Origin of the sequence: Alcaligenes pakistanensis, assembly GCF_014652815.1 — a bacterium.
Lineage (GTDB): Bacteria > Pseudomonadota > Gammaproteobacteria > Burkholderiales > Burkholderiaceae_B > Alcaligenes > Alcaligenes pakistanensis.
Genome location: NZ_BMZN01000001.1, coordinates 1015866 through 1035570, shown reverse-complemented (window position 1 = coordinate 1035570; position 19705 = coordinate 1015866). Strand labels below are relative to the sequence as shown.

The following is a 19705-nucleotide window of genomic DNA, read 5'->3' as shown; positions in this document are numbered from 1 at the left end:
GATGCAGTAACCATGCAAACACCCAGCGTCGCTGGGTGTTTGTCACGATTGAGATAAAAATGAAGATTCTGCTCAAATTAGCAATATTGGCATTGTCAGCTGGCCTGGCTGCCTGCCAACAGACCGCCCCGCGTCGTGTCCCCGAACCTGTTGATCCAGCGCCCCCTGTCATACAGAGCTCGAACGTGCCGGCGGCACCTACAGCCTCTGCGGCAACCGCATCCCGCACGCAATCCCCAACGGTGATTACCTTGCATCTGGCGCAGGAGAAAGCGGAAGCGCCTTTGGTCGCCGTTGATGTTGGCGGAACCTCGTTGTATGCATTGCCTCAACCTGTTTTGACACAAGCCGATCTGTTGCGGGTCACACCTGTCACGGCCCAAGGACAGCGCACATTTATTTTGTTAGAGATGAATCAACGTGGCCTGTCGAAGCTACGCAGTGTCACGGCCCAAGCGCAAGGCCACTATCTTCTTTTAAGTGTGCAAGGGCAGTTAGCGAGCGTTGCCCGAATCAGTGAAACGATCTCCGATGGACGTTTGATGATTGGGACTCAGAATGCCCAGCATACACAGGCCATTCTTAAATTGATGCAGGGTGGTCAGTGATAACAGGACTGCGTATAGCGCACTATGTATGACTTTGACGTGGTTTTTCTGCTGATTGCACAACCTGCCTCCTTGCGTGTGGGCGATATGCTGGGCCTGCATGATTACCTGGCGGGCTCAGGGATGTGCACGACAGTGGCAACCAGCCCTACTGACCTCGCTACAATCGGAAAACGCCTGCGCATTATCGTCATCGATGGCGAAGGAGACAGCGATTTTGATGTTTATGCTGTGGTAGCGGCGATGCGTCAGTTGGATAATGTAGCGATTGTTCTCTTGGCTGATGAGACTCCCATGGCCAGGGAACGCGGCTTATATGCCGGTGCTGATATTTGTTTGCCTGCCTGGGTTGCTAATGCCGATTTTTTTAGATCTGTCATCGAGCTGGCGAGCGGTCAGCCGCTTACTCCAAGCAGTGATGAGAGAGTGGCGCTTAAAAGAAAGCGACCACGGCGCAGACATTATCTTGGCCTACATCCCCGGTCTCGGTATTACCGATAAATGAAGCAATATGGCTGACTGAAGACTCGCTGCTCAGGCATCACGTAAACGAAAAAAACCCCGATGCCAAATCCAGGCATCGGGGTAAAAACGTGCGCGTGGTGCGCACGCGCACATCGTCAGACTATAGATTCAAAGCATTCAAGATTTACAGATAGGCCGGGATTCCCAGGGCGGGGTCACTGACGCCGTGTTCACCCGACTCCACTCGGCCGGCAAAGCGACGGTAGTAGCTGGGGTCGCTGCTGCTGCGCACGACAAAGTCATACCAGTGGCCGCTGGGCTTCAAGGTCCAGGACTGTTTGGACTGCTTGCCCGGCTCAACCGCCACTTCCCATGGGCCGTCTTCGCGGTAAGCCATGGACTGGATAGTAAAGGTGCAGGCAGACTGGCCGCCGTTCATCATTTCCAGATAGACGTCGCCCTTGGAAATTTCGTAGCAGACGCGGATTTCGGGGCGGGCGGCTTCGGCTTGGCTCAGCACGCTGACATCACCGCGGAAGTGACGGTGAAAACCGTTGGGGCCCAATACCCACAGGTCGTAGTGACCCAGATTATTGGCTTGCACGTCCCAGACATCGTCCAGAATCTGGTCGGGAGAAACCATGTAGCGGCGTGGAATACGGTCCAGGTTCAGCTTGTCGTAGACGTGGAAAACAGCCGCTTCTTTACCGGTGTTGGAGAACAGCAACTGCACGCCTTTTTCGCTGTCGCAACGGGCACTGACGTGCAGCTCGTAAGGCAGGGCGCGGGAAGGGCGCACGCCAGTTTGTTGTACGGGAATGCGCTGGTTGTCGACTGGCTGTGGCACTTGGGCCAGACGTTCCTGGGCGCTACGAATGGAGTCGGCATCCTGACGGCTGCGACGGCCATTTAGCGTAGGCAGGGGTTCGTCGTTCGGGCTGGCAAAGTTGAAAGCGGTGGTCAGGTCACCGCAGACGGCACGGCGATAGGGGCTGATGTTGGGCTCCATCACACCAAAGCGCTGTTCCATGAAGCGGATCACGGAGGTGTGGTCAAACACTTGCGAGTTCACCCAACCGCCACGGCTCCAGGGCGAGATCACATACATAGGGACACGTACGCCGGGACCGAAAGCTTTACCGTCACGGGGTGGCTGACCTGACAGACCCTTAGGGCTGGGGTAGTTGTAGTACTCGAAGGCGAGCTGTTCTTCGCTTAGCGAGGTCTTGCCCGCGGGTTTGCCGGTGACTGGGTCAATGGATGGCACGGAAGGCGAAGGTACGTGGTCAAAGAAGCCGTCGTTTTCGTCAAAGTTGACCAGCAAGACGGTCTTGCTCCAGACCTCGGGGTTGGCGGTCAGGGCGTCCAATAGTTCTTGTGTGTACCAGCCGCCTTGCACGGGGCTTGATGGGCCGGGGTGCTCGGAGTAGTTTGCCGGCGCGACGACCCAGGAGATCTGTGGCAGATTGCCTTCTTCCACGTCCTTGCGCAGCTGACCGAAGAAGCCGCCATCGGGCATGGTGTTGGCGATGCCTTTGTAGAGTGGGTTGCCAGCATCATCAGCGGGCTCGTAAGGCGTGTTGGTAGGTTTGCCGGATTGTTCGTTGGCACGACGATATTGCTTGAAGCCCGCCAGCGAGTTGTCCGTGAAGTTGTCGGGCAGGTTTTGGTACACCTTCCAGCTGATCCCCGCTTCTTCCAGACGTTCGGGGTAGGTTTTCCATTCATAACCCTGCACCGAAGAACCCAGGCTATCCCAGGCATTGTTCACCGTACATTCACCGCTGCCCGAGGGGCCGTTGGTGCCTGTCCACAGGAACATACGGTTGGAGTTGGTGCCAGTGTGCATGGAACAGTGATAAGCATCACACAAGGTGAAGGCATTGGCCATGGCGAACTGGAAGGGCACTTCCGCTTCGCGGTAGAAACCCATGGAGTGGCGATTCTTGTGCTTGGGCCAGAAAGCCATGCGGCCATGATCCCAGGCGGCCTGGCCGTCGGACCAGGAGTGCGGTGTGCCGTTGACACGCTGGGCATTGCCCTTGGTGCTGTCCAGGTGATAGGGCATCACGGTTTCAGTAGAGCTGACGTTTTGCTGCCAGACGTTGCGGCCATTGGGCAACGGAATGGTGAAGCGGTCACCAAAACCACGCACGCCTTTCAGGGTGCCGAAGTAGTGGTCAAACGAACGGTTTTCCTGCATCAGAACAATAATATGCTCGACGTCTTTAATGGTGCCCGTTTTGTTGTTGGCGGGAATAGCCAACGCTTTGCGGATGCTGGGAGGAAAAGCAGCCAGGGAACCTGCAGCCAGGCTGGCGCCTGTCATATTGCGTAGGAAGGAGCGGCGTGAAGTCATTGTGCTTAATCTCTTAGTCAATCAAGGGGCGCATTTGAGTTGCGGCGCAGGTTCGGGATTGGGCTTGCCAGGTTCGGTAGGATCTTCGGGCGAGCCGGGGCCTTCCGAGCCGCCGTTGTCACTGCCGCTACTGCACGCAGCCAGCAGGCCGCAGAACATCAGCAAAACAGACGCGCGTTTTATGCGCTCAAAGGTGAGTGAAGTGTTCTTGGGAGTCATGGAAATTCCTTGCGTGGCGATCAGGGTTGGAGGCTGGACAGAGGCTGGCGCGATTCAAAAATGCTGGTCAGTTCGTCCGTGCTCAGGGCGCGGTCCCACATGGCCAGTTCGCCAAAATCCATATTGATGTCGCTGCGTCCCCAGCGTTTGTAGTACTGGCCGGTAACGTCTTCGTTCAAACCCAATTCACCGGTGCCAGTGCCGCCCAGTGCTTGCAGCGTGCGCGCTTCCAGGGCGACGGAACCGAACTGCGCGCCTTTCTTGGGATCGAAGACGTGGCCCAGCATCTTGCCTTCGGCCTTGTCGATGACCACGGCCACATAAGCCCATTCATCGGGGGTGATGTTGTAGCCTTGGCTCTCGTTGCGGCCACCACCGTAGCCGGTGTTAAAGCGGATGTCGCAACCGTTGGCGTTGAACAGACCCAGCGCAAAACCGGGGTTATTGCCCGAGTCGTAGTTCTTGTTGGCCATGATGGAAGCGCCATAACCCTGGCAGTTGTTGGGGGTGCGCAGCCAGAAACCGATGGTCATTTGCTGCACGCTGGCTAAGCTGAACAGGTCGCGGCTCATGGACAGGCGGTAGCCCCGGTTGCCATTGCTGTCGGCGTTGCTGCCGACGATGCGCAGGCCACCTTTGGGTGTGCTGGGGTCCAGGAAGTCACCGGCAATCAGCTGGCCGGCAGGGATGGCTGGCGTGGCGGTTTGCAGGCTGCTGCCGCCTTTGCTGTCGGTAAAGGGTTGGGCGCTGAAGGTGTAGTAGCTGCGCAGGCCGTTTTTAAGGGTGTCGGCCAGTTTGGGAGGCGGCTGGTAGCCCACTTCTGCTTTCAGGGTAGAGGCGGCTTGGCCCACTTGAACCGAGTAATACAAAGAGTAGGTTTGAGCGGTTTCTGATGCTGGCAGTGGATCGGAGTATTGGGTGGAGCCGGCGGGCAGGGTGGCAATCAGTTTGCCGTCGCGCATTACCTGGATTTCTTGCGAAGTCTCGCCTTGCAAGGCCCAGCTCAGGTCCACCATGTTCTTGTCCGCAGGCTTGCTGAACGCCAGATTGTGCACGCGGCTATCGGCTTGCAAGGACGAGCCACGGAAGCGGTACGGCTCGCTTTGGATGGCCAGGTGCGACAGGACGGTAGGCGCAATATCGATGACTGCGGCCAGGGTATTCATGTCTGTGCTGCTGGTGACTTGGCCGTCGATGGCAGGCAAGGAAGCCAGGGTTTTATTGGTGGCAATAAAGCTGGTCTTGTTGCGGTTGAATTGTGAGCCGGTGGTGCCACCGAATTCGTCCAGGCCGTAGCTGGTGGTCAGTATCAGCAACCAGTCCTCGGAGGCGTCAGCCTGTTTGCGTTGTTCAATGATCGCCAGCAACTTGTCCAGAGCGACCAGCGATTCTTGTACGGCTTGTTGATACGCTGGGCTACCCAATCCGCCTTGGGTTGCGGCGCGGGCTGGGGCCTGGATCTGGGCCAGAATCAGAGACTTGCCTTCTTGCAGGTATTTCTGGGTTTGTTCGCTGACACAGCTGTCGGAGTCCGTACAGTTGGCGGCTTCGATGATGCGGCCTTCCTGAAGGTCCTGGCTCCATAGTGTGCGGTAGTCGGCTGTGCTCAAGGCCATGGCCGCTTGTGGTGGCGTGGAAGCCAAGGCGAGCAGGGTGGGGGCATTCAGCTCGGGGCTGTTGGTGCCCACGCCACGCAGGCCGTGTTGGTCTGCCCAGACGCCGGTAATCAGTGATGCCCAGCCGGGCAGGGGCAAGGTGCGCTGTTCGCTGGGGGTGCCGACATAGCCGCCGGTTTGGGCGGGGGCGATGGTCAGTGATTTCAGGGCTGGATGTTGTCCTGCCTGGCGGGCTTGTAGCAGGGCTTCGTAGCTTAGGCCGTCTATGGTGACGATCAGGGCTTTTTTGCCGCCCAGGGCTTGGGGTTTGTCACCGGGTTCTACGGTGGGGTTTTCTGGGTCTACGCCAGGGGTGCCAGGGCTATCGCTGCCGTTGGAGCCGCTGCCGCAAGCGCTCAGCAGCAGGGCCAGTGACAGTGAGATCCCGGCTTGCTGCATGCGCTGCAAAGCCGGGGACTTGGAAGGACGGGGAGAGAAGGTCATACAGCCACTCGTGTAGAGGATGGGGAAAGAGAGGCCAGACTGTGCGTGGGGTGGGCGGCCCAGTCGGCATCGGATCAGGACAGGAGGCAGTGTAGGAAGGGCGTGTGACTGCCTTGTTAAGGGATGGCTAAATCCGCCGATGATTGGATTGTGTTTTATGGGATGGGGGGCTTGGGGCGGGAGGGACGGGCGGTGGAGGGCTGGCTGGCTGCGGCTTGCCGGAGAGATGGCGGTTTGATGGATGGTTTGTTACGGGAGGTGGGGTGTGGCGTTCTTTAGGCGGGTTCTTATGTTTTAAGTGTGAAGTTGTGGCAGGCAGGTGGGAGATGTCTGTGCGTGATGGGTGGGCGTCTCTTGCCGGGATCGCTCTAAGAGCTCTCCAAGCGGCTCGTAGTCACTTACTGTGAGGAAGGTCGGAATGACTGTTTGTGCCTTCTCTCATAAATAAAAATTAGGTTTTGAGTGTGGGCTGGCTTTAAAAAATCATCCTAAAAGAGGGTTTTTAAAGCCAGCAAGCCAGCAAGCCAGCCAGCCAAGTAAGGGGATGGGGGAACCTGCTGGTCAGCGAGTGGAGATATAGGTCGGCCGGTTCAGCGTGGTCGACGGGGAAGCAGGGTCGGTGTGGGCAGGTTTTACCGTGTTTTCAGTGGCTGTGTTGGAAAAGCCAGCATGGTGGGTTCGGCCAGTCCTGTTAGTACTTGGACAACGGCTCGGGCCTGTTCGATTGGTGCGCTGCTGATGAAGGCGCTGCTACCTGCTTGTGTTTGGCTGTTCAGGCAATGGGCTTGTTCCAGGCGGCGGTATACCTGGGCGGCGACGGCGAAGGAGGGTTCCAGGATATGGAAGCGTGAGCCGCTGATGGCTTCGATAGTAGGCCGTAAAAATGGGTAGTGTGTGCAGCCCAGCACCAGTGTGTCGGCTTGGCTTTGCAGGGCGGGCGCCAAGCGTTCCCGCAGTTCGGCTTCGATTTCGGGGCCCGAAAGCTGCAGGGTTTCGACTCGGTCGGCCAGTCCAGGGCAGGGGATACGGATGATTTCTATATCGTTGGCGTAGCGCTGGATCAGGTTTTGCAGTCCGCTGCTGTCCAGTGTGCGGCTGGTGGCCATCAGGGCGACGCTGCGGCTGCGGCTTAAGGCAGCAGCCGGTTTGATGGCCGGCTCGATGGCGATGATGGGAATGCTCAGTTTGGCGCGCAATGTGGGGGCGGCGACCAGGGTGGCGGTATTGCAGGCAATAACCAGGGCTTTGCAGCCTTGATCTACCAGAATCTGTGCCATGCGCAGGGTACGCTCTACGATCCACTCCGGGGAGCGGTCGCCGTAAGGGGCGCATTGTGAGTCGGCCAGATACAGCAGGTTTTCCTTGGGCAAGGATTGGCGTAAGGCCAGCCAAATGGACAGGCCGCCCACGCCCGAATCAAACAAGCCTATAGGAGCTTGAACAAGTGAAGAGGGTGTGGATGGACTCATGGTGCTGGACGATTCTTGTGGAGCAAAGCTCGTATTATGGCGCTTTTGTTGGGTTTGGAGCAGGGGCTTGAGTGGCTTGGACTTAAGCTTAAGGTATCTAGTGGAAACGAGAGTGCTTGGATGTGGGCAGCTTGAGGCAAGCCGCCCACAACGTGTTTTTAAGCCAGTTGCTTTAAGACGCCGCCTACTGCATCGAACAAGGAACTGATCTGCGCGGGTGTGCTGGTGAAGGTGGGGCCAAACTGCAGGGTGTCGCCTCCGAAGCGTACGTAAAAACCTTGCTTCCACAGTTGTAGACCCGCCTCGAAAGGACGGATGGCAGGGTCGCCATTGCGCGGTGCCAATTGGATTGCTCCAGCCAGGCCGCAGTTGCGGATATCGACCACGTTGGGGCTGTTGCGCAACTGGTGCAGGGTTTGCTCAAAATGTGGAGCCAGCTCGGCAGAGCGTTGCAGCAGGTTGTCTTGTTCCAGCAGCTCTAGCGCGGCCAGACCAGCAGCACACGCTACCGGATGGGCGGAATAGGTATGGCCATGGCTGAATTCGACGGCGTGTAAGGGCAGGTCCTGGCTCATAAAGGTCTGATAGATTTCCTTGCTGGCAATGACGGCACCCATGGGAATGGCCCCGTTGGTCAGCTGTTTGGCCATGGTCATCAGATCAGGGGTGACGCCAAAGTATTCAGCTCCGGTGTTGGTGCCTAAGCGGCCCAGGCCGGTAATGACTTCATCAAACACCAGCAAGATGTTGTGCTGATCACAAATCTGGCGCAGGCGTTGCAGATAGCCGGTGGGAGGGACCAGCACGCCCGCCGAGCCGGAGACGGGCTCTACAAAAACAGCGGCGATGGTGCTGGCATCGTGCAGTTCGATCAGTTTAAGCAGCTCATCGGCCAGGGTAAGACCGCCGGTTTCAGGTTGGCCGTGTGTGAAGGCGCAGTCTGCTTGCAGCACGTGGGGCAAGTGGTCGGCGTCCATTAACTGGCCAAACATTTTGCGGTTGCCGCCTATGCCACCCAGGCTGGTCCCCGCCACGTTGACGCCGTGATACCCACGAGCACGGCCAATCAGGCGGGTCTTGGTGGCCTGGCCTTTGATGCGCCAGTAGGCACGCACCATTTTGACGACGGTGTCCGTACATTCAGAGCCGGAGTTGGTGAAGAACACGTGGTCCAGGCCTTCTGGGGTGAGCTGAGTCAGCTTGTCGGCCAGTTGGAATGCGGCGGGGTGTCCAAACTGAAAGGCGGGAGAGTAATCCAGTTGCCCCAGTTGGCGATGCACAGCCGCCTGGATCTCATGGCGCGCATGGCCTGCACCACAAGTCCAAAGCCCGGACAGGCTGTCAAAAATCTGGCGACCGTCCTGGTCGTACAGCCAGTTGCCTTCGGCTTTGACGACCAGGCGTGGGTCCTGCTGAAAGTGCCGATTCGCGGTAAAGGGCATCCAGTGAGACTGGAGATTGAGTTCACTGGTGATCTGCTGGGGCGCAAAGTAGGGTGAGTTCACGTCGGTCTCCTCAAGGCGGTGAATACCCCCAGTGTAGGGAGCTAAGTTGTTGAGTAAAATACGTTTTTATTCAACTTCACTTATTGTTTTACTCACCTATATGCATCTGAAAGGACTCTTGCAGGTTTCCGATTTTGATTTGCGCCTGCTGCGTGTGTTCAGAACGGTGGTGCAAGTGGGCAGTTTCTCGGCCGCAGAGGGTGTGCTGGGGATTACGCGCTCGGCCATCAGCTTGCACATGAGCGATCTGGAAAAGCGCCTGGGGGGAATACGGCTGTGCCAGCGTGGCAGGGCGGGTTTTGCCTTGACGGAAGAAGGTCGACAAGTGCTGCGGGCCAGTGAAACCTTGATGGCGGCAGTGGAAAACTTCCGTAGCGAGGTTAATCAGCTGCATTCCAGTTTGCGGGGCGACTTGAATATAGGTTTGATGAATAGTTTGATCTCGCAACCACACATGCACATTACTTCCGCCTTGCGTACCCTGCGGCAAAACAGTGATGCGGTGCGGGTACACATCAGCATGAGTACGCCGGGGGAAATAGAGCGTGGCTTATTAGAAGGTCGCTTGCATATGGGCGTGCTACCCGAAACCAATGCGCTAAGTGGGCTGGAGTACCGCACTTTGTATGCCGAGCCTTATTTCCTGTATTGCTCCTGGGAGCATCCTTTGTTCCGCGTGGCGCAACAAGGGGCCGTATCGTCTGCGGATTTGCGCGCTGCGGCTGCTATTGCACCTGCATATCGGATGAGTTCGGAAGCTATTTCCCAGCACCAGGATTTGAATTGTGTGGCGACGGCTAGTGATCGGGAAGGTATCGCCTTTTTGATTTTGACCGGTGAGTACATCGGCTTCTTGCCCGAGCATGTGGCGGCCCGTTGGGTGGAAAAGGGCCAGATGAGGGCGCTGGAGCCGCAGCAGCGTCAGTTCACGATTCCTTTATCGCTGGCCATGCGCAAGGATCGACGCGCGCATGCGATTGTGGATTACTTTTTGAGTGCGCTGGACGCGGTTGCGCAGAGTTGAAATGGCCAGCTTGTAGGCTGGCCCTGTGCTCGTTGGGTGTCCCCGGAGTTTGTGTTTATGTAGGGCCGGCCCGATTCCACAATAAGGTGCCCATGCCCAGTTTGCCACCGACTACCACAGGATCACGGGTGATCAGTTCCAGCGCTCCTTCTGTGAATCGTGCCAGTCTTGGCTGGGGCACGTCCACCCAATCCGGGTATAGGGACATATCCACAAAATGGGTTACACATTGGGCCGCTTCATTTACCTCAAACGTACCTGCATAGGCCAGATAACTGTCTACCAGGCTTTGGCACGGGTCTTGCACTGTTCTGTCACTGCTGCCCAGTTGGGCGGCCATGTAGCCTGTTCCCGTATAAATCAACATGCCAATCGGCTTGGGTCCTAGGCCCGGATAGGAAGGCGAGCCATCCGAGGGCACAAAATTAAACGACATCAGTTTCCAGACACCAATCAGTTTGCTACGTAGGATATGCGACATCAAAAACTCCTGAATAGTCGGTTTTTTTCTGTAGTAAAACCGTTTCATAATGAAGTTTTTGTCTATATATCTCAATGTGTTAGTGATTCTTATTTGCTATCGACCAGCCCTACGGGTCTTTATTTTTTAAGTGGCAATGGCTTGCAAAGATGCCCCAAAATTTCTAAGGCATGACTGCTTTGCTCCGTCCACGGGTGTCCAAAATTCAAACGTAAGCAATGGCTGTAGTGTTGAGTGGTGGAGAAAATGGAGCCCGGTGCCAAACTGATGCCTTGTGACAAGGCCTGGCGATGCAGATCCAGGGTCTGCACGCTTTTTTCCAGTTCTACCCATAGAAAGTAGCCGCCCTCGGGGCGAGTGGCTCGGGTGCCGGCGGGAAAGAAGCGGCCTAAGGCCTTGGAGAACTGCTCATACTGGTTTTTCAGCTGCGTACGCAGGCGGCGCAGGTGCTGGTCGTAGGCCCCTTTTTCCAGATAACTGGCCAAGGCCAGTTGCGTGGGAACGGGGGAGGTCAGCGTCGTGGTCAGCTTGGCTTTGGCGACTTCACGGGTATAGCGTCCTGGCACGGCCCAACCAATGCGATAGCCGGGTGCCAGGGTTTTGGAAAAAGACGAGCAATGCATCACCAAACCTTGGCGGTCAAAGGCTTTGGCTGGGCGGGGGCGTTCGGTGTCAAAGTAAAGCTCGCCGTAGACATCGTCCTCGATCAGGGGAATTTCATGGCGGGCTAGCAGCTCGACGAGCTGTGCTTTTTTGGCGTCCGGCATCAGGCTGCCCAACGGGTTCTGAAAATTGGTCATCAGCCAGCAGGCTTTGGGGGCATGGCGCACGATGGCCTGCTCCAAGGCATCCAGATCAATGCCCTCACGCGGGTGGGTGGGCACTTCCAGAGCCTGCAACTTCATGCGTTCCAGCGATTGCAGCGCCGCGTAAAAGGTGGGGGACTCCACCAGCACGATATCGCCCGGCTGGGTGACGGCCGCCAGGCACAGATTCAGTGCTTCCAGAGCACCATTGGTAATCACAATATCGTTGGCATTGATGGCCATGCCTTGAGCCAGATAGCGCAAGGCAATCTGCCGACGCAAGGCGGCGTGGCCTTGGGTCAGATCATCCAGACTGGCTAAGGGATCTTGCTGCTTCAGGCTGGCCGACAGGAAGCGTCCAAGTCGTTCCAGCGGAAAGAGCAGCGGGCTGGGAAAAGCGGACCCCAAAGGGGCGACAGAGCGCTCTGAACTGGACTGCAAGATCGCCATGATCAGGTCGCTATTGTTGACGCTGGTGGCTTGCAAAGGGGGCTGGGAAGCTGTGTCGGCTTCCAGTGTGTGAGGGGACAGATTGGTACAAACGTAATAGCCCGAGCGTGGCCGGGCCTGGATCAGCCCCTGTGCTTCCAGGCGGTAGTAGGCCTGAAAAATCGTCGAGGCACTGATCTTGTGCTGGTCCATTAGCTGGCGCACAGAAGGCATGCGTTCGCCAGTGGCAACGGTGCCATCCAAGATCGCTTGTGCCAGCTCTTTGGCCAGACTTTCATATAGTTTCATGGGCAGATGTAGTCAATCTGATAGGGTAAATAGTCAAAATATGGTTTTTCTATTATCTGATGGGTAGGCTTCCAAACACAAGCAAATAGCGGTTCAGGCGGTTTTTTGGAAAACTGATAGGGTTTTTGAAGCGTTAACTGATTCTTGGAATGCTCTGTACCGACGGGTAGCCTTGCCGGGTGTTTTCGTCCGTGCCCTCGTGGGGTGCGGCCCTACCTAATCAGAGGAATACCATGAACCCGACGGCACTTTTGCTTGCCGCATTCATCCTGTCGATTGCTGGGCTTTTTGCCTTTATCTGGTCCTTGCGCAAGGGCCTGTTTGATGCTGACGTCAGTGGTGCACGCACTATTTTCAATAAGGGCGAAATTGGCCGGCCCGAAGAACCGTCTGCTGGCGAGGCGCAACGGCAGGCGCTCAGTCTGGCAGCCGCCGACCATCTGGCAGAGAACCATGGCCAGCAAACCAGTGCGGTGGAAATGGCCGCACGCGAACAGGCAGACCGCTCCAGCTCCTTGCCTGCTTTTTTGTTGATTGTCTGTGCGGTGGTCTGGTTGGTGGTGGCCTCTTTTGCCGGACTGATCAGCTCGTTGAAATTGCACTGGCCCGAGTTCCTGGGTGACGTGTCCTGGTTGAGTTTTGGCCGTCTGCGTACCATTCACCTGAATGGCGTGGCCTATGGCTGGGCGCCCATGGGCTTGTTGGGGCTGACGATCTGGATGTTGCCGCGCTTGCTGCAGACGCCTCTTCTGGGTGGCCGTTTGGTAATTGTCGGTGGCCTGGTTTGGAACGCAGCTTTGGTCGCAGGAATTGGGGCTTTGGCTATAGGCTTGAATGCCGGTATGGAATGGCTGGAAATTCCCTGGCAGATCGGTGTGCTGTTCGCCTTTGGCGGCATGATGATTGGTATGCCTTTGGCTTTGATGCTGTCGCAGCGCAAGGTCAAGCACTTGTACGTGTCAGTCTGGTACATCGGGGCGGCCTTGTTCTGGTTCCCGATTCTGTATCTGGTTGCTAAGGTTCCAGGCGTGCACTTTGGCGTGGAGCAGGCCACCATGAACTGGTGGTTTGGGCACAACGTGCTGGGTTTGTTCTACACCCCCATGTCGATTGCGGCCATTTACTACTTCCTGCCCAAGGTGATCGGACGTCCTGTACGTTCCTACAACCTGTCTTTGCTGGGGTTCTGGACGCTGGCCTTTTTCTACGGTCAGGTCGGCGCACACCATTTGATTGGCGGTCCGATCCCTGAGTGGCTGATTACCTTGTCTATTGTGCAAAGCGTGATGATGGTGATCCCGGTTCTGGCCTTCTCGGCTAACCAGCACTTGACCCTGAAAGGTCACTTCAGTGCGCTGCGCCACTCGCCAGTTCTGCGCTTCATTGTCTTTGGCGCCATGATGTACACCGCCGCCTCCCTACAGGGCTCTGCGGAAGCTCTACGCTCGCTGAACTCCATTACACACTTCACACACTTCACGGTGGCTCACGCTCACCTGGGTATGTACGGCTTTGTGACCATGGTGATTTTTGGTGGCGTGTACTTTGCCTTGCCGCGCATTCTGAATACTGCCTGGCCCCGTCCTGCCTTGATCTCCTGGCACTTCTGGTTGGTGGTCGCTGGGTTTGCGGTTTACATGATCACGCTGAGCATTGGCGGTGTGTTGCAAGGTTTGGCTTTGTTGGACCCAACGCGTGGCTTCATGGAGTCGGTAGCTGTCACGATGCCTTGGTTGCAAGGTCGTTCCATCGGTGGTGCCTTGATGACCTTGGGTCACCTGGTATTTGCTCTGCACGTCTTGCTGATGGTTGTGAAGTCGGGTGCTTTTGCGTTGACCGAGTCTCGCTCGGAGACGGTGCGCCGTACCGCTGAGCTGGAGGTCTGAGAACATGGAAAACGAACTGAAGTTGATTGTCGGGTCCATGGTGACCCTGTCCCTGGCGACTGCCGCCATGATTGTGGTGCCCTTTTTGCAACTGAAAGATGAGCCTGCGCCCGATGGCTTGTCGCCCTATACCAGCCAGGAACTGCGTGGCCGGGCGGTGTATCGCGGTAATGGCTGCATTACTTGCCATACGCAGCAGCCCAGCACGACCGGGGCCGGTGTCGCGGACGCCAGCCGTGGTTGGGGGCGCGCCTCGGTAGCGGGGGATTATCACTACGACGATCCACCTTTATTGGGCACCATGCGCACGGGACCTGATTTGTTCAATATTGGTGTGCGTCAGCCAAGTCAGGATTGGCATTTAGGGCATTTGTATGATCCGCGTGCTTACTCACCGGGTAGCAATATGCCGCCCTACCGTTTCTTGTTCGAGGCCAAAGACCCCGATCAGGTGCAGCCCAATGAGCGGGTTGTCAGCCTGCCGCCGGATGTGGCGCCTGCGGGCAAGGTGGTGGTCGCGCTACCAGAGGCTCTGGATCTGGTGGTGTATTTGCAGTCGCTCAAGCGCGTCTACCCGATCTTGAGTGCGAATGCTGTGGAGCGTGAGGAATGAGCAAGCCAGTGCAAAGTCGTCAAAGCGAGAATGCCGATCCTCATGAGCAATACAACCCGGTGCCTCGCATCGTGATTGTGGTGATTTTGGCTTTGCTGACCTGGGCGGTGTATTACATCGTCTCGGCTCAGCCTAATAGCTCTCCGCGTCTGGGAGACCAGCGCCCCTTGGCGGTGTTGGCTCCTGCTCCTGTCAGTGCGTCAGCGGATGGCAAGCAGTTGTATGCCAATGCTTGTGTGGCTTGCCATCAGGCAACAGGACAAGGCCTGCCGGGGGTGTTTCCTCCTTTGGCAGATTCGGAATGGGTGAAGGGGGAGCCTGCGGTTTTGACTCAGCTGGTGCTGCATGGCATTAACGGGCCGATCACGGTGAAAGGGCAGAAGTATGAGGGGGCGATGCCCGCTTTTGCGGAGCAGTTCAGTAATGCGGAGTTGGCGGCTGTGCTGAGCTTCATTCGCCATGAATGGGGCAATGATGTGGAGGCTATCACTCCCGAACTTGTTGCCCAGGCGCGCGCTGCCAGTGTGGATCGCAGTCAGCCTTGGCAGGGGGAGCAGGAATTGCAGGGCTGGATTGCAGCGCAGTAAGACGCTGGGATGCCTTTGGAAGGAATCAATAATTAGAAGCACGTTTTGAAACGGTAGCACGCCGGGAACAGGCCCCCGGCTTTTGAACCGATATCTCGCCCGACCCCAGGGTTGAAGATGTCGGTTCTTTTTTTGTTGTTGAGTGTCTCGGTGAGGGACGCCGCTTGGACTTGACTACTTGCCGATGCAGAGCACCGGCAAGTGCTCTGCCCGATGCCCCGTTGGAGACCTAAGTGGTGGCGTCTCAGAGACCAGTCTCATCATTCAAGGATCGATCTTATCCCTGCTAAACCACACCAAAAAAAGCACCTTAAGTCGCTTTTTTCCGTAACGTCAGCCACAAGCCAGCCAGAATAGCCACCAGCCCCAATCCAGCCCGAGCGGCCAAGGTGTTCCCCAGAACCAGGAAGTCCAACCCGGCTGTCACCACAGGAACCAGATAAAACAGGCTGGTGACATTAACCAGATTTCCACTGCGGATCATGCGATAAAGCAGCAATTGGGCCAACACGGAAATCACCAGACCCAGCCAGACCACCGGCCCCCAAAAGCCCAGCGTGTTTTCCCAGCGTATCTCTTGTCCCAAACCCAGAGACACCAGAACAAACAAGCTTAGAGACAAGGCGTATTGCAAAGGCATGCCCTGCAAGGCACCTACCGGTTGACGCTTTTGAACAATGGTGCCGACCGTAATGCTGAGTAAAGCGGCAATCGCAAAGACCAAACCGATTACGGACAAACGGCTGACAATCAGGCTTTGATACACCACCAGGATCAGACCAGTTAAAGACAGGGCTAAACCGGCCACACGGGTCAGGGAAAAACGCCGCTCTGTCAAAGCCAAAGTCAGAATTGGCTGGACGCCTAAGATTGTGGCCAGCAGACCCGGCGTAATCCCCTGGGCTAGGGTTTCAAAATAGAAAAACGAATACAGCCCGATCATCAGCAAACCACTGATGGCCGGGAGCAAACGTTGCCCTTTCGGTGGCAGCCAGCCGCCATTGAAGTGACCCAGCAGAACCACCATAGGCAGGGCGATGGTAAAGCGCAGGATCAGCATGGCCATGACTGAGCCATGATCTAAACCCACACGCGTGAAAATACCCGCACTGCCCCAAAGCAGCACGAACAAGGCAATAGCACCCCCTTGGGCGCGAGAAGAAGAAATCATGATGTTCTTTATCTGTCTAAATAAATTAGATTTGTCTGCAAAGACATTCCAGGCGCATCAATAGCGCAGGAAAAAAAGAGAAAGTCTTAGGAGCAGACGCTGTAGACGCGTGTGTCGACGACAAGGTCGGACACGACTGCGGCTTGATTGACGACGCCCGGGGCGACGACAGTCAACAGCAAGACAGATGGAGGAGAGCCCGCCCGCAGCGACGCGACCCGCGATAGGGGCAGAGTGCTTAGCAAAGAGGATGCGGGGCGGTTCATGGAATAAGAATCAGATCGTTAAATCGATGAAAGACTGTAGCACAACTTATATTTAGGACGCCAATAGTCAGCCGCTAGGGTAATCGCTAGTACAGACGATAGACCGGGCTATGTAAGAATTGCACCGACCGCGATTTCAGATCGCGGTGACATTTCCGAATTGAAACGACATCTGCTGCCAATGTTGCCAGCGTTGATGTTGGGCAAAAAGGCCCAGACTGGTTCATCCCTTGAATCGGTCTGGGCCTTTTTGTTCGCCCGAAATAAATCCGGTCTCGTAGTTAGGTCGCGAACTATTTTTTGGAGGCTTATGCCATGTTGGGTGTTGCGCTTTTCTTTATTGGGGCTGTGCTGATTGTGAATGGTGTGGGTTTGACTGGACGTATCGAAAGTCGTGACCTGGCCCCCTTTAACTTGCTGGTGGGGCTACTGGCCCTATTCATTAATTTGCTGGGTCTACAGCGCGGCGAACAAGCCGCCGACTACTTTGCCGTTGCCGGCGGCTTGCTGTTCGCTTTCACGTATCTGTATCTGGCTGTTGTGCAGTGGTATGGCTTGAAAGGAGCTGGTTTCGGTTGGTATTGCCTGTTCGTGGCCATCAGTGCGCTGGCTTTTGCCTGGACGGCTAATGATCCGCGTTTGATCGCCATGTGGCTCTTGTGGTCCAGCCTGTGGTTCTTGTTTTTCCTGGCCTTGGGCTTAGGCAAGACCTTACGTATTTTGCCTGCGTACACGATTTTGATTGGTGCAGTGACGTGCTGGTTGCCCGGTACCTTGTTGCTGATGGATGCCTGGTAATCAAAGCCAAAATGGAACGCCAGTTGGGAGCCAGAGTAATGCAGTATTTTGGAGTAACCTGATGCTCGCTCGTAGTGTTTATTGGCAGGTCTGTCGACCTGCGCCTCTACCATGCTAGACAGGAGATGGACTTTGGCTCACAACGACCCCGTACGCGTCGGCGTTCTTTATTCCGCAACCGGCATGACCTCCACCATTGGCCAGTCGCAATGGCAGGGGACCAAACTGGCGATTGACGAAATCAACGAGGCTGGAGGCCTGCTGGGACGCGAATTGGTCGCCGTTTGCTATGACCCGGCTTCCAAGCCCTCATGCTATGCCGAACAGGCCGAGCGGTTGATTGTGCAGGATCGCGTCAATGTGATTTTTGGCGGCTATATGTCCAGTAGCCGCAAGGCGGTGATCCCGATTGTAGAAAAGTGGAACAAGCTGCTGTTCTATCCCACCTTGTACGAAGGCTTTGAGTTCTCAGGCAATGTGATTTATACCGGGGCTGCGCCTAATCAGAACAGTGTGCAGCTGGCGCATTTCATGACCAGTAATTTCGGGGCGCGGGTCTATATGATTGGCTCGGACTATATCTACCCCTACGAGTCCAACCGCATCATGCGCGAGCTGGTGATGCAGCATCCCGACAGCAAAGTGCTGGGTGAGCATTACCTGCCACTGGATGCCAGCGAAAGCGATTACAGCCGCATCATGCAGGACATACGCGACAAGCAGCCGGACTTTATCTTTTCTACTGTGGTGGGGGATTCCACGGCCAACCTGTATCGCGCGTATGCCAATGCTGGCTTTAACCCGCAGACCATGCCCATTGCCAGCCTGACGACCTCGGAGGCGGAAATAGCGCAAATGGGTGCCGAAATTGCCTGTGGGCATTTCACGGCTGCCCCTTATTTTCAATCCATCGAGTCGGATGTCAATGCGCGTTGCCTGGCCAGTTTACGCAAGCGCTTTGGGGCCGACTGCCACCCAAACCTGTGTTGGGAGGCGGCCTATTCACAGATGTATTTGTTTGCCAATGCGTACCGACAATCGGCCAGTGATGCGATCGGGGATTTGCTGCCTTACCTTCTGGGCAGTGAGCTCGACGCACCTCAGGGGCGGATCAAAGTCGATCCCAATAATCACCACACTTGGCTTTACCCACGGATTGGGCGCATTAACGCCGATGGCGAATTTACGATTGTGCGGCAGGCAACGCGCCCCGTCTCGCCCGACCCGTATCTGGTCACCCATTCGCTGGGCGACTGGACTGCCAAGCTGGATACTTTGGAGACATAAAGCGTGGCCAACTCCTCTTCCTTCGGTGATGAGCCGGCAAACAAGCCCCTGCGAGCGCGGAATCGTTTTCCGCACGCCACCTCGCCGCAGTTAAAGGAACTACGGCAATTAACGATGGTGGTCATGCACCCCGATGATAGTGATGGCCGTTTGCTGACCCAGCAATTGCAGCGTATTGGGTGTTCGGTCCAGACCATCTGGCCGCCCACGCAAAACCTGCCCTCTGGGACAGATCTTGTGTTTCTGGCCGTCCAACCGGACTTGTTGCACCTGCGCCTGGATTGGGTGTGTGATGAGGAAGCGCCCACGATTATTGCGGTGGTTAACTATGAGAACCCCACGATTGTGTCAGCGGTGCTGGATTTGAATATTCAGGCAATTTTGCCTTCGCCCATTCGCTCGTTTGGTTTGTTGTCTACGGTCGTGTTGGCCCGGAAATACCATAAGGAACTGCGCCAGCAGCGTCGCCTGATCAGCAAGCTGCAGACCAAACTGGTGGGGCAGCGTCATGTGGCACAAGCCAAGACGATCTTGATGCGAACCCATCAGGTTTCCGAAGATCAGGCTTACGATTTGATCCGTGAGCAAGCCATGAACAAACGCAGCACGATTGAAGATATTTCGATTGCTATTGTGAACGCCAGCGAAGTGCTGTCCCTGGGGCAGAAGCGCGCTTCTTTGTCGGGGAACTAGGTGGGCGGTATTCCTGGTTCGATTGGATGCGGTGGCAGGTAGGCATACCAAGCATCGCGTGTGTGAATCGAGACGCAGCCGCTGCCTGGCAAAAGGTAATCGGTCCAAGGCAAGAAAGTAAAGGCAGAAACATTCCCCGTTTTTTTTATATCTACAATAGCTTTTTTTTGTAGAGCACTCTGCTGCCAAGCGTAAAGATGATGAGCATTCAGCAATATGGACAAACTGGGGCTGCTCCAGCTGTGACCCAGGAGCAGCGCGCGGCCTGGGTTCAGTTGAAAAAAGACCGGGATCAGCTTAGTGAGCAAGTCGGCGTTCTGGAGCGTGGTCACCAGGACTTGCAGAGGTTTTTGCTCAAGGCGCGACGCAACAGTTGGATTGCCTGCACCGTAGTTTCTCTTTGTACTGCCGCTGCCTGGTTTCTGGATGCCTCGGTATGGCTACGCTGGTATGTGTTGCCGATTACTTTTTTCGGCTGTGCTTTATTGTGGTTCGGCGGTAGGTTTCTGGACCGGCTGATGCATAGCAAGATTGCTCGTTTGTCCCTGTTTCTTGAACAGACAGATGAGCGCATAGAAAAGGGGCGGCCCATCTTTGAGACAGACCACCCCCAGACCGATCAGCCTTGAAA

The 19705-nt window shown here is 56.2% G+C and carries 18 protein-coding genes; 10 read left to right on the top strand and 8 right to left on the bottom strand.

What is annotated here, in order from left to right; genetic code table 11:
- Positions 1-59 precede the first annotated feature (59 nt).
- On the top strand, positions 60-608 hold the full coding sequence (locus IE156_RS04735; protein WP_189391286.1) for a SecDF P1 head subdomain-containing protein: 549 nt from the start codon (positions 60-62) through the stop codon (positions 606-608).
- Positions 609-632: 24 nt separating this feature from the next.
- Positions 633-1109 (top strand): hypothetical protein, encoded by a 477-nt coding sequence (locus IE156_RS04730; protein ID WP_189391285.1) that lies wholly within the window; start codon positions 633-635, stop codon positions 1107-1109.
- A gap of 148 nt (positions 1110-1257) precedes the next feature.
- Here IE156_RS04730 and IE156_RS04725 read toward each other — a convergent pair whose 3' ends face one another.
- The 5 genes from IE156_RS04725 to aptA all read right to left on the bottom strand — a co-directional run bounded on the left by IE156_RS04725 (position 1258) and on the right by aptA (position 8724).
- The gene (locus IE156_RS04725; protein WP_189391284.1) at positions 1258-3432 is read right to left on the bottom strand and encodes a phosphocholine-specific phospholipase C; all 2175 of its coding nucleotides are present in this window, start codon (positions 3430-3432) and stop codon (positions 1258-1260) included.
- Positions 3433-3453: 21 nt separating this feature from the next.
- Positions 3454-3651 carry a hypothetical protein gene (locus IE156_RS04720; RefSeq protein ID WP_189391283.1) on the bottom strand — a complete coding sequence of 66 codons (198 nt, stop codon included), beginning with the start codon at positions 3649-3651 and terminating at the stop codon, positions 3454-3456.
- Positions 3652-3671: 20 nt separating this feature from the next.
- The gene (locus IE156_RS04715) at positions 3672-5750 is read right to left on the bottom strand and encodes a LamG-like jellyroll fold domain-containing protein (RefSeq protein ID WP_189391282.1); all 2079 of its coding nucleotides are present in this window, start codon (positions 5748-5750) and stop codon (positions 3672-3674) included.
- A 632-nt stretch (positions 5751-6382) separates the two neighbouring features.
- Complete coding sequence (gene murI / locus IE156_RS04710; RefSeq protein ID WP_189391281.1) at positions 6383-7219, bottom strand: glutamate racemase; 837 nt, start codon at positions 7217-7219, stop codon at positions 6383-6385.
- 158 nt (positions 7220-7377) lie between these two features.
- A complete protein-coding gene (gene aptA, locus IE156_RS04705) occupies positions 7378-8724 on the bottom strand; it encodes an omega-aminotransferase AptA (RefSeq protein WP_189391280.1) in 1347 nt (448 codons plus the stop codon).
- A 118-nt stretch (positions 8725-8842) separates the two neighbouring features.
- Here aptA and IE156_RS04700 point away from each other — a divergent pair, with 118 nt between their 5' ends.
- Entirely contained in the window at positions 8843-9748 is a 906-nt protein-coding gene (locus IE156_RS04700; RefSeq protein ID WP_308430466.1) for a LysR family transcriptional regulator, read from the top strand.
- Positions 9749-9803: 55 nt separating this feature from the next.
- Here the strand turns inward: IE156_RS04700 and IE156_RS04695 are convergent, their stop codons facing one another.
- Positions 9804-10229, bottom strand: a complete 426-nt coding sequence (locus tag IE156_RS04695; protein WP_189391278.1) for a lipocalin-like domain-containing protein — start codon at positions 10227-10229, stop codon at positions 9804-9806.
- A gap of 119 nt (positions 10230-10348) precedes the next feature.
- Positions 10349-11773 carry an aminotransferase-like domain-containing protein gene (locus tag IE156_RS04690; protein WP_189391277.1) on the bottom strand — a complete coding sequence of 475 codons (1425 nt, stop codon included), beginning with the start codon at positions 11771-11773 and terminating at the stop codon, positions 10349-10351.
- 233 nt (positions 11774-12006) lie between these two features.
- On the opposite strand from IE156_RS04690, the gene IE156_RS04685 reads away from it, so the two are divergent.
- Genes IE156_RS04685 through IE156_RS04675 form a run of 3 tightly spaced genes read left to right on the top strand, consistent with a single transcriptional unit; the run spans position 12007 to position 14859 of the window.
- Entirely contained in the window at positions 12007-13659 is a 1653-nt protein-coding gene (locus IE156_RS04685) for a cbb3-type cytochrome c oxidase subunit I (protein WP_189391276.1), read from the top strand.
- A 4-nt stretch (positions 13660-13663) separates the two neighbouring features.
- Positions 13664-14272 carry a cbb3-type cytochrome c oxidase subunit II gene (locus IE156_RS04680; RefSeq protein WP_189391275.1) on the top strand — a complete coding sequence of 203 codons (609 nt, stop codon included), beginning with the start codon at positions 13664-13666 and terminating at the stop codon, positions 14270-14272.
- Positions 14269-14859, top strand: a complete 591-nt coding sequence (locus IE156_RS04675; protein WP_189391274.1) for a c-type cytochrome — start codon at positions 14269-14271, stop codon at positions 14857-14859. Before IE156_RS04680 ends, IE156_RS04675 begins: the two co-directional genes overlap by 4 nt.
- A 310-nt stretch (positions 14860-15169) precedes the next feature.
- On the opposite strand, the gene IE156_RS04670 is transcribed toward IE156_RS04675, so the two are convergent.
- A complete protein-coding gene (locus IE156_RS04670; protein ID WP_189391273.1) occupies positions 15170-16030 on the bottom strand; it encodes a DMT family transporter in 861 nt (286 codons plus the stop codon).
- A 581-nt stretch (positions 16031-16611) separates the two neighbouring features.
- Between IE156_RS04670 and IE156_RS04665 the strand changes: the two genes are divergently transcribed.
- The 4 genes from IE156_RS04665 (at position 16612) to IE156_RS04650 (ending at position 19703) form a co-directional block, all read left to right on the top strand.
- Positions 16612-17094 (top strand): AmiS/UreI family transporter, encoded by a 483-nt coding sequence (locus IE156_RS04665; protein ID WP_189391272.1) that lies wholly within the window; start codon positions 16612-16614, stop codon positions 17092-17094.
- A gap of 132 nt (positions 17095-17226) precedes the next feature.
- On the top strand, positions 17227-18381 hold the full coding sequence (locus IE156_RS04660) for a transporter substrate-binding domain-containing protein (protein ID WP_229840984.1): 1155 nt from the start codon (positions 17227-17229) through the stop codon (positions 18379-18381).
- Positions 18382-18384: 3 nt separating this feature from the next.
- The gene (locus tag IE156_RS04655; protein WP_189391270.1) at positions 18385-19074 is read left to right on the top strand and encodes an ANTAR domain-containing response regulator; all 690 of its coding nucleotides are present in this window, start codon (positions 18385-18387) and stop codon (positions 19072-19074) included.
- A 197-nt stretch (positions 19075-19271) separates the two neighbouring features.
- Positions 19272-19703 carry a hypothetical protein gene (locus tag IE156_RS04650; protein ID WP_189391269.1) on the top strand — a complete coding sequence of 144 codons (432 nt, stop codon included), beginning with the start codon at positions 19272-19274 and terminating at the stop codon, positions 19701-19703.
- The last annotated feature ends 2 nt before the right edge of the window (positions 19704-19705 follow it).